Genomic DNA, 13,949 nt, shown 5'->3' on the forward strand with positions numbered 1-13,949 from the left:
AGATGGCCATTAAAGCTGAAGAAATCAGTGCATTACTTCGCTCTCAAATAGAAAACTATGAGTCAGAAACTTCTGTTACCGATGTAGGTACGGTCTTACAAATCGGTGATGGTATTGCATTAATCCACGGATTAAATGATGTTATGGCTGGAGAGCTAGTAGAATTTAAAAGCGGCGTTCTAGGTTTAGCTCAAAACTTAGAAGAATCAAATGTTGGTGTCGTAATTTTAGGACCATACGCAGACATCAAAGAAGGGGACGAAGTAAAACGTACTGGACGTATTATGGAAGTGCCTGTTGGTGAAGAGTTAGTAGGTCGAGTAGTGAATCCACTAGGACAACCAATTGATGGACAAGGTCCAATCAATACAACAAAGACACGCCCAATCGAAAAGAAAGCAACTGGAGTAATGGATCGTAAATCAGTTGACGAGCCATTACAAACAGGTATTAAAGCCATCGATGCGTTAGTACCTATCGGTAGAGGTCAACGTGAGTTAATCATTGGTGACCGTCAAACTGGTAAAACAACAGTTGCTATAGATACAATTCTTAATCAACATGATCAAGATACAATTTGTATTTATGTTGCCATTGGTCAAAAGGATTCAACAGTTCGAGCTAACGTTGAAAAATTACGACAAGAAGGCGCGTTAGATTATACAATTATCGTTTCAGCGTCTGCAGCTGATCCAGCCCCAATGTTGTATATTGCACCTTATGCTGGTGTGACAATGGGTGAAGAATTTATGTTTGCTGGTAAAGATGTACTAATTGTTTATGATGATTTAACAAAACAAGCATCAGCTTACCGTGAACTTTCATTATTACTTCGTAGACCACCAGGTCGTGAAGCATACCCAGGTGATGTCTTCTACTTACATAGTAGATTATTAGAAAGAGCTGCAAAGTTAAATGATGAATTAGGTGGCGGTTCAATCACTGCGTTACCAATCATCGAAACACAAGCTGGAGATATTTCAGCTTATGTACCTACAAACGTAATTTCTATTACAGATGGTCAGATCTTCTTACAATCTGATTTATTCTTCTCAGGTGTTCGCCCTGCGATTAATGCAGGACAATCTGTATCACGTGTAGGTGGTTCTGCACAAATTAAAGCTATGAAAAAGGTAGCAGGTACGTTACGTTTAGATTTAGCGTCTTATCGTGAATTAGAATCATTTGCGCAATTTGGTTCTGATTTAGATGAATTTACAGCTCAAAAATTAGAACGTGGTAAACGTACTGTTGAAGTGTTGAAACAAGACCAAAACAAACCACTACCTGTAGAGAACCAAGTGTTAATCATTTATGCATTAACTAAAGGATACTTAGACGATATTCCAGTTGTTGATATTACTCGTTTTGAAGATGAATTCAACCAATGGGCTAAATCAAATGCATCAGAGTTATTAAATGAAATTAAAACTTCAGGTGGCTTACCAAGCGACGAAACTTTTGAAACTGCAATTCAAGACTTTAAAAAGAGTTTCAGTAAAACAGAAGCATAATATCGTAAAGTAAAATAAAGGTGGTGAGATAATGGCCTCTCTTAAAGAGATAGATACACGTATAAAATCAACAAAAAAGATGAAACAAATTACGAAGGCAATGAACATGGTATCGAGTTCGAAATTGCGTCGTGCTGAGAAAAACACGAAACAATTTAGACCATACATGGAAAAAATGCAAGATGCGATAACAGCAGTAGCTGGTGCGAATAAACATACACATCATCCTATGTTAAAGCAACGTGAAGTAAAGAAAAGTGGATATTTAGTAATTACCAGTGATAAAGGTCTTGCTGGCGCTTATAATGCGAACGTGTTAAAACGTCTACTCAAAGATATCGAACAGAAACATAACAGCAAAGATGAGTATACTATTTTGGTCTTAGGCCAAGTTGGTGTAGATTTTCTAAAGAATAAAGGATATGACATCAAAGAATCATTAGTTGATGTTCCTGATCAACCTTCTTTTAAAGAAATACAAGCGATTGCTAAAAAAGCAATTGATTTATATAGCGATGAAGAAGTAGATGAAGTTAAAATTTACTTCAGTCATTTCGTCAGTGTATTAGAACATAAACCATCAATGAAGACCGTACTTCCATTATCTCCAGAAGATTCAAGTTTAGGTCATGGTCAAATGTCATCTTATGAATTTGAACCAGACAAAGAATCAATATTGAGTGTCATACTACCTCAATATGTTGAGAGTTTAATATACGGAACAATATTAGATGCAAAAGCGAGTGAGCATGCAACACGTATGACAGCTATGAAAAATGCATCAGATAATGCGACAGAACTTATTGATGATTTATCACTAGAATATAACAGAGCGAGACAAGCAGCAATTACACAGCAAATCACTGAAATTGTTGGTGGTTCAGCTGCACTTGAATAATAATTAAAGGAGGAAAACAGCATGGGATTAGGCCGTGTAACACAAGTTATGGGTCCAGTAATTGATGTTCGTTTTGAACACAATGAAGTTCCGGAAATTAATAATGCTTTAGAAGTTGAAGTTGTAAAAGACGATGAAACAGTTTCTTTAACATTAGAAGTAGCATTACAACTTGGTGATGACGTAGTTCGTACGATCGCTATGGATTCGACTGATGGCGTAAAGCGTGGTACAGAAGTTAAAGATACCGGTAAAAGTATTAGCGTTCCTGTAGGTGACGCAACATTAGGTAGAGTGTTTAACGTTCTTGGAGATACAATTGATTTAGAAGAAAAAATTGATGACTCTGTAAGACGTGACCCTATCCATAGAGAGTCTCCTGCATTTGATCAATTATCAACAAAAGTTGAAATTTTAGAAACAGGAATTAAAGTTGTTGATTTGTTAGCACCATATATTAAAGGTGGTAAAATCGGATTATTCGGTGGTGCCGGTGTAGGTAAAACCGTTTTAATCCAAGAATTAATCAACAATATCGCACAAGAACACGGTGGTATTTCCGTTTTTGCCGGTGTAGGAGAGCGTACACGTGAAGGTAATGATTTATACTTCGAGATGAGCGATAGTGGTGTTATTAAGAAGACAGCGATGGTCTTTGGTCAAATGAACGAACCACCTGGTGCTCGTATGCGAGTAGCACTTTCTGGTTTAACTATGGCTGAGTATTTCCGTGATGAAGAAGGGCAAGATGTTTTACTATTTATCGATAATATCTTCAGATTCACACAAGCTGGTTCTGAGGTTTCAGCATTATTAGGCCGTATGCCTTCAGCAGTAGGTTACCAACCTACACTTGCTACTGAAATGGGTCAATTACAAGAACGTATTACGTCAACGAATAAAGGTTCTGTAACGTCAATCCAAGCGGTATTCGTACCTGCCGATGACTATACTGACCCTGCACCAGCAACGGCATTTGCTCACTTAGATGCTACAACAAACTTAGAGCGTAAGTTAACTGAAATGGGTATTTACCCAGCAGTTGACCCACTGGCTTCAACTTCAAGAGCACTTGAGCCTACAATTGTTGGACAAGAACATTATGAAATTGCACGTAATGTCCAAGCTACTTTACAAAAGTATAGAGAGCTACAAGATATCATAGCTATTTTAGGTATGGATGAGTTATCTGAAGAAGATAAACAAACAGTTGAACGCGCACGTCGTATTCAATTCTTCTTATCACAAAACTTCCATGTAGCTGAACAATTTACTGGTCAAAAGGGATCTTATGTACCAGTGAAGAAAACTGTAGAAGACTTCAAAGCAATCCTTGATGGTAAATACGATCATATTCCTGAAGATGCGTTCCGTTTAGTCGGTGGCATGGAAGATGTAATCGCAAAAGCAAAAGATATGGGTGTTGAAGTTTAAAAATTAGGAGGTATGGATAGTGAGTAATACATTAAGCCTTAATATTGTCACTCCTAATGGTTCTGTTTACGACCGAGACGATGTAACGCTAGCAGTTTTACAAACAACTGCTGGTGACATCGGGGTTATGTATGGACATATACCTACAGTTGCAGCGCTAGAAATTGGCTATGCCAAAATTAACTTTGATGGCGGTTCAGAATATATTGCAGTGAGTGAAGGTTTTGTCGAGGTTAGACAAGATAAGTTATCTATTATTGTTCAAACTGCAGAACCTGCAAATGATATAGATGTATCAAGAGCTGAACAAGCTAAATCTAAAGCAGAGTCGCATTTAAACGATAGCAATGGTAATAGTGACATTAATAGAGCCAAACGTGCACTAGAACGCGCAAATAACCGTATTCGTGTTGCTAACTTACAATAGATTTATGAAATTGAAGTTCCTTAATTTTAAGGAGCTTCATTTTTTTTGGTGAAATTGTACACGTTAATCTATTTTAAAATGAGTAAACTACTTTAAATTCGGGAAAAATAATATAGTGTAATTTAATCGTGTATCTAATTTACTGCTTAAGTATCTTTTCAAGCTTATTTCATGTAAAATAAGTAGATAGTGAATTGAATAGTGAGGTGCAGAAATTATGGAATACATGGCACAATTTTCAATAGTTCACCTAATCTTGCATGTTATTTGTATTTGTATTGCTTATTGGGCTTTAAACGCCGTGAGGTTAGATCAGTTTTTTAAAAAGGGTTATCCCTTACAAATTCAAATCTGTATGATATTTTTAGCTATTTTATTAGGTACTGCAGTAAGTAATTTTCTTGTAGATTTATTACAATTTTCAACACAAATAAAATATTTGGCACAATAGTTCAAATACTTGTACCTTTTTTAAAATACTAGATATAATGATTTGGAAGAATCATGAATTAAATAAAATTAGATGAAAATATTTATAAGTAGTAAAGTGGAGGATTTTAAGATGGATAAGATAGAAATTAAAGGTGGAAATAGATTAACAGGGGAAGTTAAGGTATCTGGTGCAAAAAACGCGGTATTACCTATACTGACTGCATCATTACTAGCATCTGATGGTGAAAGTAAATTATTAAATGTTCCAGCATTGAGTGACGTTGAAACAATTAATAACGTACTTTCAACATTAAATGCTGAAGTATCTTATAATAAAGAAGAAGATGCTGTAACAGTTGATGCAACGAAACAGTTAAATGAAGAAGCGCCATATGAATACGTAAGTAAGATGCGTGCAAGCATCTTAGTAATGGGACCATTATTAGCGAGATTAGGACATGCTAAAGTAGCACTTCCTGGTGGCTGTGCAATTGGTTCAAGACCTATTGAGCAACATATCAAAGGCTTTGAAGAATTAGGTGCAGAAATTCATATGGATGGTGGTTTCATTTACGCGACTACTAAAGATGGTTTGAAAGGTACAACAATCCATTTAGATTTTCCTAGTGTAGGTGCTACTCAAAATATTATTATGGCTGCATCACTTGCAGAAGGTAAGACTGTGCTTGAAAATGTTGCACGTGAACCTGAAATCGTCGATCTTGCTAATTACATTAATGAAATGGGAGGAAATGTAATTGGCGCAGGAACTGACACGATTACGATTCACGGCGTTGAGAAATTACATGGAGTAGAACATTCAATTATTCCAGATAGAATCGAAGCAGGTACATTGATTATTGCTGGTGCAATTACGCGTGGTGACATTATTGTTCATGGTGCAATTAAAGAACATATGACTAGCTTATTATATAAGTTAGAAGAAATGGGTGTGGAATTAGAATATAACGGTGATTCTATTCATGTTAAAGCAGAAGGTGAGTTGAAACCTGTAGATATTAAGACACTTCCGCATCCAGGATTCCCTACTGATATGCAATCACAAATGATGGCATTACTGTTGACTGCTGAAGGTCATAAAGTAGTTACAGAAACAGTATTTGAAAACAGATTTATGCATGTTGCAGAATTTAAACGTATGAATGCACGTATTACTGTAGAAGGTAGAAGTGCTAAAATAGAAGGTAAGAGTCAACTTCAAGGTGCTCAAGTTAAAGCAACAGACTTACGTGCAGCTGCAGCACTTATCTTAGCTGGATTAGTTGCAGATGGTGTAACACAAGTTACAGAATTAAAGCACTTAGATAGAGGATATGTTGATTTACATGGTAAACTTAATGGATTAGGTGCAGATATTAAACGTACTCAAGACTAATCATAGTACGAAATGAAACAGCAATGAATATTGAGTTGGAGGAAATAAGTCATGGAAACAATTTTTGATTACAATCAAATTAAGGAAATCATCCCACATAGACAACCATTTTTATTGATTGATCGTGTTGTCGAATATGAAGAAGGTCAACGTTGCGTAGCGATAAAGCAAGTTTCAGGAAACGAACCATTTTTCCAAGGACATTTTCCAGAATATGCGGTAATGCCTGGTGTATTGATAACTGAGGCTTTGGCTCAAACAGGTGCCGTCGCAATGTTAAACAATGAAGCCAATAAAGGAAAGTTAGCTTTGTTTGCAGGTATCGATAAATGCAGATTTAAAAAGCAAGTAACTCCTGGAGACACTTTAAGATTAGAAGTGGAAATTACGAAGATGAAAGGGCCAATTGGTAAAGGTAATGCTAAAGCAACTGTAGATGGACAAGTTGCATGTAGCTGTGAACTAACATTTGCCCTACAAGATAGTAAATAATAAAAATAACCGTAAAAGTTTTATGTATGCAAATACTATAACTTTTACGGTTATTTTATTTTTATTCTTTTTCAAACTTTTCATCTTTTAATCGAGGTTTAGATTGCATCATTCTATTAAATGATTTCTTGAGTTCTTCTCCAGATAATCCTTCATCGATTAATTGTTCTAATAAGCTTTCAGCATAAACTTGTCTCAATGTATAGATATGACATTCAAAAACTACCGAAATCGACTGTGCTTGTTCCAATTTACTAATATGTTTTATCGTGGCATCAAACAATGCAGGATCATTGGCTGGACGTGTAATAACTACACGGATATCTAGTAGTGTTTCATCGTCCATATATTTTTTCATTGTTTCATAATGAAAATCTGAAATGACGATTTCAAGCAACCAGCCAGTGCCACTACTCTCTTTATTGATAATGACACCATCATCTAATTCGTATTCAGTTACACCACCATTTTCTGATACAATTTGAAATCGAACGGCTTTAAAGGTCTTCATCGTCTTCACATCCAATTATAATTTTTAAAATCTACGATATTTCTATTTATAGTAGTATTATAACGTAATTTTAATTGAGAAAGGTAATATTTATAAAAATGTGATGAATCTACTCTTAATATATTTAAATAATTGTGTTTTGACTATAAAGACCGCTTTGCATATGATAAGGCTATGAAGGAGGTGACACATGATTAATAACATTGTCATTGTCGGTAGACTGACAAAGGACCCACAAATATATGAGAAGGAGGGAAAGAAATTAGCTACGTTCTGTGTAGCTGTTAATCGGAGTTACAAAGACAAAGATCAGAATACCATTTGTGATTATTTATATTGTAAAGCATTCGGTAAACTAGCTCATAATATTGAACACTATATCAACCAAGGTTCACTAGTCGGCGTTACTGGTCAGTTACAATCTAGTAAATATGAGAAAGAAGGTCAGACACATTTTGTATCTGAAATATTTGTCGAATCAATTAAGTTCATGTCTAAACGTGCTACGAAAGAAAGTACATCACTTTATGAAACAATCCCACTAGATGCGCAACAACAATTAACCGATCAATCTGAAATAGCAAACAATAAATTATTTGAAATTGTTTAATACATCCACTTTATAACAAATAATCCCTTTTATAATCCATTCAAATTAATATACATTTAATCCTACTATTCATTATACTTTTCAGGCTATTCTTCTCTAATGATTGAAATTGAGAAGGATAGCTTTTGTCATGTTGAAAATAAAGATAATCACATTCAAATAGAGTGTAATAACACACCAAAAAACACTGTTGTGACGGTTTTTATTGACTGAATAGTCAGATAAATTACAATAATATTACGCAGTTGATAACAATCACAAACGCTTAAAAGCTTTCATAGCAATCTAAAACAGTTTAAATTCAAAAAATATATAATTTTTTTGATGTAACTAGGATGTAAAAAAGACTGTTGTTTTTTTATTTCTCTGTAACCTACAGGTATGTTTTGAATGTTATAGTTGCTTTAGCAAATTAATCATAAAACTAATTACCTTATAGGAGGAATTTTTAGAAATGAAAAAAACAGTAATTGCATCAACATTAGCAGTAGGTTTAGGAGTAACAGGCGTTGCAGCAGGAAATTCAGCAGACGCTTCAGAACAAGGTGTTAATAAAGCTGAGTTAGCGCAATTAGCTCAATCAAATCCACAACAATTAAATGAATCTCCAGTACATGAAGGTTCATATAACTATAACTTTAACTTAAACGGTGTCAACTATAACTTTGAATCAAATGGCGAAACATGGTCATGGAGTTATGGCGAAGGCGCTTCAAATAATAATTCTGGTTCAACTGAAGTTGAACAACCACAACAACAAACAACTACACAAACTGAACAACCAGCTCAAGAAGCAGCACCACAAACTGAACAAACACAACAACCACAACAAGAAGCAACAACACAACAAGCTTCAACACAACAAAGTTCAAATAGTTCAAGTAGTGAAGAATCAACTGGTTCATCAGTAAATGTAAATAGTCATTTACAACAAATCGCACAACGTGAATCAGGTGGCGATCTTAAAGCTGTAAACCCATCTTCAGGTGCAGCAGGTAAATATCAATTCTTACAAAGCACTTGGGATTCAGTAGCTCCTGATGAGTACAAAGGTGTATCTCCAACAGAAGCTCCAGAATCAGTTCAAGACGCAGCAGCAGTTAAATTATATAATACAGCTGGTGCTTCACAATGGGTAACTGCATAATATATATGAAATAAGTTATTTTAAGCTCACTCCAGACTAGGGGTGAGCTTATTTTGTGAATTGGACTTTATTGCAATGTTATAAACATTTTGTTATGTTTAAATAAATATAAAGATTAAAAAATACTACTAGGGGAGCCATATGGCTGAGATGAATAAATTCAGACCCTTACAACCTGATTTGGTTAGTACCAACGTAGGAAAGTAGTGCAATTTATAGTAGGTCATGTTTTGTTACGACTTCTATAGATTTACTACATTCCTATTGTTGGAATGTAGTTTTTTTATTATAGGAGGACTTTGATTTTGTTATTTTCAGAAGAATTAAAAGAAGCAGCTGCACCTATTTTAGATGACATATATGATGATCCATTTATCCAAGACATGCTACATGGAGAGTTGTCGTACGAGGCGACAAAATTTTATTTAAGAGCAGATGCGTCTTATTTGAAGGAGTTTGCGAATATATATGCATTGTTGATACCAAAAATGCCTGAATTGACAGATGTTAAGTTCTTAGTTGAACAAATTCAATTTATAGTAGATGGTGAAGTTGAAGCACACGAAATTCTTGCGGATTATGTGCAAGCTCCATATGATGAAATCGTTAAAGAAAAGGTTTGGCCCCCAAGTGGAGACCATTATATAAAACATATGTATTATCATGCCTTTGCTAAAGAAAATGCAGCATATACAATAGCTGCTATGGCACCTTGCCCATATGTATATCAAGTGATTGCTAATAGAGCACTTCAAGATCCAGAATTAAATACAGATTCAATTTTAAAACAATGGTTTGACTTTTACAGTACTGAAATGGATGAATTGGTTAAAGTCTTTGATGATTTAATGAATAAATTAACGGCACATGTTAGTAAAGAAGAACGAAATGAAATTAAAGAATCATTTTTACAAAGTACAATACATGAAAGAAACTTTTTTGCAATGTCTTATAATCAAGAGGCATGGTCATTTGGAGGAGATAAAGATGAATAAACCTAAAATAGCTTTGACAATAGCAGGTACAGATCCTACAGGCGGAGCAGGTGTTATGGCTGATTTGAAATCATTTCATGCATGTGGTGTTTATGGTATGGCTACAATAACAAGTATTGTTGCTCAAAATACAAAAGGCGTACAACATATTCATAATTTAGAAACAGAATGGTTAAAAGAGCAATTAGAAAGTGTCTTTGATGATGAATTGCCTCAAGCTATTAAGACAGGGATGATTGCATCTAAAGAAATGATGGAATTAATTGCACAATATTTACAAGCATATCCAGAAATTCCATATGTCATAGATCCAGTGATGCTTGCAAAAAGTGGAGATGCCTTAATGGATGACGAAGCAAAAGCAGATTTACAGAATATCTTATTACCATATGCCACTGTTGCAACACCAAATATTCCGGAAGCAGAGGAAATTGTTGGATTTAAGATTAATTCTGAAGCAGATATATATAAAGCAGGAAAGTTATTTATCGAAGAAATTGGAAGTAAAGGTGTTGTGATAAAAGGTGGACATTCTACAGATTTAACGACCGCTAAAGATTACTTATTTACCACGGAAGACGTTTATACGTTCGATTCACCGCGCTATGAAACAAAGCATACACATGGTACAGGTTGTACATTTTCAGCAGTTATTACGGCGGAATTAGCCAAAGGCAAATCAATTTATGCTGCTGTGCAAAAAGCTAAAAACTTTATAGCGTTAAGTATTAAACATACACCAGAAATCGGACAAGGTAGAGGACCAGTAAATCACTTTGCATATATGAAAGAAGTGGGATTAGATGATGAATAATTTAGATAAGATAAAAAACATACAACCATTAATTATTTGTTATACCAATGATGTTGTTAAGCATTTTACTGCAAATGGGTTGCTGAGTTTAGGGGCAAGTCCGGCAATGAGTGAAGCACCTGAAGAAGCGACAGAAATGTTATCCGTTGCACAAGCATTATTAATCAATATTGGCACAATTACTAAAGATAGAGCGAAAGATATGTTAGAAATTGCTAAAATTGCAAATAAAGTAGGCACACCTGTGATATTTGATCCAGTTGCAGTTGGCGCATCTGATTTTAGAAAACAGTTTTGTAAGCAATTTATAGAGGAAATTGATATCGCAGTCATTAAAGGCAATGCATCTGAAGTACTAGCACTAATCGATGATGAAACAACGATGAAAGGTACAGATAGTGATGTGAATTTAGATGCAATAGATATCGCACGTAAAGCACTTGATCAATTACAAACAGCGATTGTAATTACAGGTAAAGAAGATATTATAGCGCAGGATAACAAAGTGATTCAATTATCAAATGGTTCTTCATTACTGACACGTATAACTGGTGCGGGTTGTTTACTAGGTGCTATTGTAGGGGCCTTTTTAACCGAAAAGGGAAAGGTACAAATACAGCAATTAGAAGAAGCAGTTGCTATTTATAATATTGCAGCTGAAGCAGCGGAACAACTGGCAGGTCATCAAGGGCCGGCATCATTTATGACAGCATTACTAGACGCGTTATATCATATTTCATATGATGATTATTTAAAATCAAATCGTAGAACAGAGGTATAAGGATGTTTGATAAACAACAATTAAAATTATATTTTATATGTGGGACACAAGATATTCCAGAAGCAACTACGATTCAGCATGTATTAAAGGAAGCTTTAAGTGCGGGTATAACGATGTTCCAATTTAGAGAAAAGGGTGCTACAGCTCTAAGAGGGAATGATAAAGAAAAACTTGCAATAGAATTATTAGAATTATGTCGTGCTTACAATGTTCCATTTATAGTTAATGATGATATTGAACTAGCTCGTAAAATCGATGCGGATGGTGTACATGTTGGACAAGATGATCAGTCAGTTAATGTATTTGCAACTCAGTTTCAAGATAAAATTATTGGTTTGAGCATAGGTGATGAAGATGAATATCAACAATCTGACCTTACACATGTTGATTATATTGGTGTTGGTCCGATGTATCAAACCTCATCTAAAAAGGATGCTAATGCACCGGTAGGTCCTTCAATGATACCAATTTTACGTGCACATGTTGGAGATTTACCAATTGTGGCAATAGGTGGTATACAAATAGATAATACAAATACAATTATGCAGCATGGCGCAGATGGCGTTTCAGTGATTTCTGCTATTGCTCAAAGTAGTTCAGTTTCAAATACTGTTCGACAATTTTTACAAACTGTTGAATAATATATAAAATTCACTGTTTTTGATTTCTACTTCTCTTTGAGTATGATAAAATAAATTCTATGTGAATAAATCATTAGAGGTGGAAAAATGAAGAAGAAAGCGCTACTACCTTTGCTTTTAGGTGTAATGGTCTTTTTAGCAGGCTGTGACTATTCAAAACCTGAAAACAGAGACGGATTTTTCTTTAATACATTTGTAGAACCAATGGATAAACTTATTCATTGGCTAGGATCAAGTTTTAACAATGACTACGGTCTAGCAATCATTGTACTTGTATTAGCAATCCGTGTCGTATTATTACCATTCATGCTATCTAACTATAAAAATAGTCATATGATGCGTGAAAAAATGAAAGTTGCAAAGCCAGATATCGACGCAATTCAAGAAAAAGTTAAACGCTCACGCACACAAGAAGAAAAAATGGCAGCAAACCAAGAAATGATGGAAGTTTATAAGAAATATGATATGAATCCAATGAAGAGTATGTTAGGTTGTTTACCGATGTTAATTCAAATGCCTATCATCATGGGATTATTCTTCGTATTAAAATATCCTTCTAAGGGTGGATTTACTGAACATCCTAATTTCTTATGGTTTAACTTATCACATCCAGATATTTGGATTACGATAATTGCCGGAATATTATACTTCTTACAAGCATTTGTTTCTAGTAAGAGTATGCCAAATGAACAAAGACAAATGGGTTATATGATGATGATCATTTCACCAATTATGATCGTTTGGATTTCATTAAGTTCAGCATCAGCATTAGGATTATATTGGTCAGTCAGTGCGGCATTCTTAATTGTACAAACACAATTGGCTAATATGTACTACTCTAAACTTGCTAAAAAAGAAGTTGCACCAATGATTGAAGCAATGAGTAAAAACAAAGAAACTTCTGGTAAAAAAGCAGGGAACACACAGGTAGTATCAAAGAAAAATAAAAAGAAATAAAATATAATAAATGTGAAGTATTAGAGATTTATATCTATTGATTAATTAACAAATTCAAGGATATAAATCCTAAAATATAGCCAGTAAATGAGTGTATCCATTCATTTACTGGCTTTTATTTTTTACAATATGATGTTTTGTAATCTCGTATATTTAATCATATAAAAATAGCGTGTCGAAGCATGATGTATATATTAATTTTGAATGTATTTATAAATGAGTTAGAAATACCATTCTTGAAAAAATTGTTTAACAAAACTTTCCATATAAATATGTCTTTCTTCTGCTAGTTTCTTTGCGGTCTGCGTATGCATTAAATCTTTCAATTTGAATAATTTGTCATAAAAATGCTTAATAGCAGATGGAGGGCTATGCATAATATCATTGATATGTGGTATTTGCTGTGCGTTTTCGGCATTTGTGTCTATTGTAGATGTTTGCCACATAGGTTCTCCAAAGTGTCCAGCAAATTGGAAGGTACGTGCGATACCGATAGCGCCGAGGGCATCTAATCGATCAGCATCTCTGACAATTTGTCCTTCAATTGATAATTGAACTGCATTATTTTTGCCATCTTTATAACTCATATGATTGATGATATGTAATATGTGTTGTTGTTGATGAGAAGTGAGTTGTAATTGTTGTAGAAAATTAGTTAATGCTACTAACCCTTCAGATTGATTGGTAAGTTTGTCATCTACAGTATCATGTAACAAGCTAGCTAACTCGATAATGATTTTGTTTCCAGTTTGTTCAGAGTCAGCAATATACCTTGCTAAATGTAAGACACGTTCGACATGTGCTACATCATGACCAGTGGTATCATTTTTATGAAACTGATACATATAAGCTTTAGCATGTTTGATTTGTTCAAAATAATCCATTTAAACGAACTCCTTA

Annotated in this window: 16 protein-coding genes and 1 riboswitch; of the genes, 14 read left to right on the forward strand and 2 right to left on the reverse strand. The window is 34.4% G+C overall.

Annotated elements, in window-relative coordinates; genetic code table 11:
• The first annotated feature begins 2 nt into the window (after positions 1-2).
• From atpA to fabZ, 7 genes are all read left to right on the forward strand, one after another.
• A complete protein-coding gene (atpA, locus tag ACF91D_RS22990; protein ID WP_107527144.1) occupies positions 3-1,514 on the forward strand; it encodes a F0F1 ATP synthase subunit alpha in 1,512 nt (503 codons plus the stop codon).
• 31 nt (positions 1,515-1,545) lie between these two features.
• On the forward strand, positions 1,546-2,412 hold the full coding sequence (atpG, locus tag ACF91D_RS22995) for an ATP synthase F1 subunit gamma (RefSeq protein WP_042739537.1): 867 nt from the start codon (positions 1,546-1,548) through the stop codon (positions 2,410-2,412).
• A gap of 21 nt (positions 2,413-2,433) precedes the next feature.
• A complete protein-coding gene (gene atpD, locus ACF91D_RS23000) occupies positions 2,434-3,846 on the forward strand; it encodes a F0F1 ATP synthase subunit beta (RefSeq protein ID WP_042739536.1) in 1,413 nt (470 codons plus the stop codon).
• Positions 3,847-3,865: 19 nt separating this feature from the next.
• Positions 3,866-4,273, forward strand: a complete 408-nt coding sequence (locus ACF91D_RS23005) for a F0F1 ATP synthase subunit epsilon (RefSeq protein WP_042739535.1) — start codon at positions 3,866-3,868, stop codon at positions 4,271-4,273.
• Positions 4,274-4,490: 217 nt separating this feature from the next.
• Positions 4,491-4,724, forward strand: a complete 234-nt coding sequence (locus ACF91D_RS23010) for a DUF1146 family protein (RefSeq protein WP_042739534.1) — start codon at positions 4,491-4,493, stop codon at positions 4,722-4,724.
• A gap of 111 nt (positions 4,725-4,835) precedes the next feature.
• The gene (gene murA / locus ACF91D_RS23015) at positions 4,836-6,101 is read left to right on the forward strand and encodes a UDP-N-acetylglucosamine 1-carboxyvinyltransferase (RefSeq protein ID WP_042739533.1); all 1,266 of its coding nucleotides are present in this window, start codon (positions 4,836-4,838) and stop codon (positions 6,099-6,101) included.
• A 51-nt stretch (positions 6,102-6,152) separates the two neighbouring features.
• Complete coding sequence (gene fabZ, locus ACF91D_RS23020; protein ID WP_042739532.1) at positions 6,153-6,593, forward strand: 3-hydroxyacyl-ACP dehydratase FabZ; 441 nt, start codon at positions 6,153-6,155, stop codon at positions 6,591-6,593.
• A 61-nt stretch (positions 6,594-6,654) separates the two neighbouring features.
• Here the strand turns inward: fabZ and ACF91D_RS23025 are convergent, their stop codons facing one another.
• A complete protein-coding gene (locus ACF91D_RS23025; RefSeq protein ID WP_042739531.1) occupies positions 6,655-7,104 on the reverse strand; it encodes a YwpF-like family protein in 450 nt (149 codons plus the stop codon).
• Between the two features lie 190 nt (positions 7,105-7,294).
• On the opposite strand from ACF91D_RS23025, the gene ACF91D_RS23030 reads away from it, so the two are divergent.
• The 7 genes from ACF91D_RS23030 to yidC all read left to right on the forward strand — a co-directional run bounded on the left by ACF91D_RS23030 (position 7,295) and on the right by yidC (position 13,049).
• Positions 7,295-7,714: a single-stranded DNA-binding protein gene (locus tag ACF91D_RS23030; RefSeq protein ID WP_107527431.1), complete on the forward strand. Its 420-nt coding sequence runs from the start codon at positions 7,295-7,297 to the stop codon at positions 7,712-7,714.
• 454 nt (positions 7,715-8,168) lie between these two features.
• The gene (locus ACF91D_RS23035; protein ID WP_107527432.1) at positions 8,169-8,861 is read left to right on the forward strand and encodes a transglycosylase family protein; all 693 of its coding nucleotides are present in this window, start codon (positions 8,169-8,171) and stop codon (positions 8,859-8,861) included.
• 120 nt (positions 8,862-8,981) lie between these two features.
• A riboswitch (TPP riboswitch) is annotated at positions 8,982-9,080 on the forward strand.
• A gap of 86 nt (positions 9,081-9,166) precedes the next feature.
• On the forward strand, positions 9,167-9,856 hold the full coding sequence (gene tenA / locus ACF91D_RS23040) for a thiaminase II (protein WP_107527433.1): 690 nt from the start codon (positions 9,167-9,169) through the stop codon (positions 9,854-9,856).
• Entirely contained in the window at positions 9,849-10,670 is an 822-nt protein-coding gene (gene thiD / locus ACF91D_RS23045; protein WP_107527434.1) for a bifunctional hydroxymethylpyrimidine kinase/phosphomethylpyrimidine kinase, read from the forward strand. The genes tenA and thiD overlap by 8 nt, the downstream gene beginning before the upstream one ends.
• Positions 10,663-11,451 carry a hydroxyethylthiazole kinase gene (gene thiM / locus ACF91D_RS23050; RefSeq protein ID WP_107527439.1) on the forward strand — a complete coding sequence of 263 codons (789 nt, stop codon included), beginning with the start codon at positions 10,663-10,665 and terminating at the stop codon, positions 11,449-11,451. The genes thiD and thiM overlap by 8 nt, the downstream gene beginning before the upstream one ends.
• A 2-nt stretch (positions 11,452-11,453) precedes the next feature.
• Positions 11,454-12,092 (forward strand): thiamine phosphate synthase, encoded by a 639-nt coding sequence (gene thiE / locus ACF91D_RS23055; protein WP_107527435.1) that lies wholly within the window; start codon positions 11,454-11,456, stop codon positions 12,090-12,092.
• Positions 12,093-12,179: 87 nt separating this feature from the next.
• A complete protein-coding gene (gene yidC, locus ACF91D_RS23060) occupies positions 12,180-13,049 on the forward strand; it encodes a membrane protein insertase YidC (protein WP_042739524.1) in 870 nt (289 codons plus the stop codon).
• A gap of 221 nt (positions 13,050-13,270) precedes the next feature.
• Here the strand turns inward: yidC and ACF91D_RS23065 are convergent, their stop codons facing one another.
• On the reverse strand, positions 13,271-13,933 hold the full coding sequence (locus ACF91D_RS23065) for an HD domain-containing protein (protein WP_107527436.1): 663 nt from the start codon (positions 13,931-13,933) through the stop codon (positions 13,271-13,273).
• Positions 13,934-13,949: the final 16 nt, after the last annotated feature.

It is taken from the genome of Staphylococcus sp. 231237_7MaSpsaltlick, assembly GCF_043107035.1.

What these genes read in the sequence shown, in the direction of transcription:
- atpA (WP_107527144.1), top strand. Translation starts at nt 3, where the DNA reads ATGGCCATTAAAGCTGAAGAAATCAGTGCATTACTTCGCTCTCAAATA.
- atpG (WP_042739537.1), top strand. Translation starts at nt 1,546, where the DNA reads ATGGCCTCTCTTAAAGAGATAGATACACGTATAAAATCAACAAAAAAG.
- atpD (WP_042739536.1), top strand. Translation starts at nt 2,434, where the DNA reads ATGGGATTAGGCCGTGTAACACAAGTTATGGGTCCAGTAATTGATGTT.
- ACF91D_RS23010 (WP_042739534.1), top strand. Translation starts at nt 4,491, where the DNA reads ATGGAATACATGGCACAATTTTCAATAGTTCACCTAATCTTGCATGTT.
- murA (WP_042739533.1), top strand. Translation starts at nt 4,836, where the DNA reads ATGGATAAGATAGAAATTAAAGGTGGAAATAGATTAACAGGGGAAGTT.
- fabZ (WP_042739532.1), top strand. Translation starts at nt 6,153, where the DNA reads ATGGAAACAATTTTTGATTACAATCAAATTAAGGAAATCATCCCACAT.
- ACF91D_RS23025 (WP_042739531.1), bottom strand. Translation starts at nt 7,104, where the DNA reads ATGAAGACCTTTAAAGCCGTTCGATTTCAAATTGTATCAGAAAATGGT.
- ACF91D_RS23030 (WP_107527431.1), top strand. Translation starts at nt 7,295, where the DNA reads ATGATTAATAACATTGTCATTGTCGGTAGACTGACAAAGGACCCACAA.
- ACF91D_RS23035 (WP_107527432.1), top strand. Translation starts at nt 8,169, where the DNA reads ATGAAAAAAACAGTAATTGCATCAACATTAGCAGTAGGTTTAGGAGTA.
- thiD (WP_107527434.1), top strand. Translation starts at nt 9,849, where the DNA reads ATGAATAAACCTAAAATAGCTTTGACAATAGCAGGTACAGATCCTACA.
- thiM (WP_107527439.1), top strand. Translation starts at nt 10,663, where the DNA reads ATGAATAATTTAGATAAGATAAAAAACATACAACCATTAATTATTTGT.
- thiE (WP_107527435.1), top strand. Translation starts at nt 11,454, where the DNA reads ATGTTTGATAAACAACAATTAAAATTATATTTTATATGTGGGACACAA.
- yidC (WP_042739524.1), top strand. Translation starts at nt 12,180, where the DNA reads ATGAAGAAGAAAGCGCTACTACCTTTGCTTTTAGGTGTAATGGTCTTT.
- ACF91D_RS23065 (WP_107527436.1), bottom strand. Translation starts at nt 13,933, where the DNA reads ATGGATTATTTTGAACAAATCAAACATGCTAAAGCTTATATGTATCAG.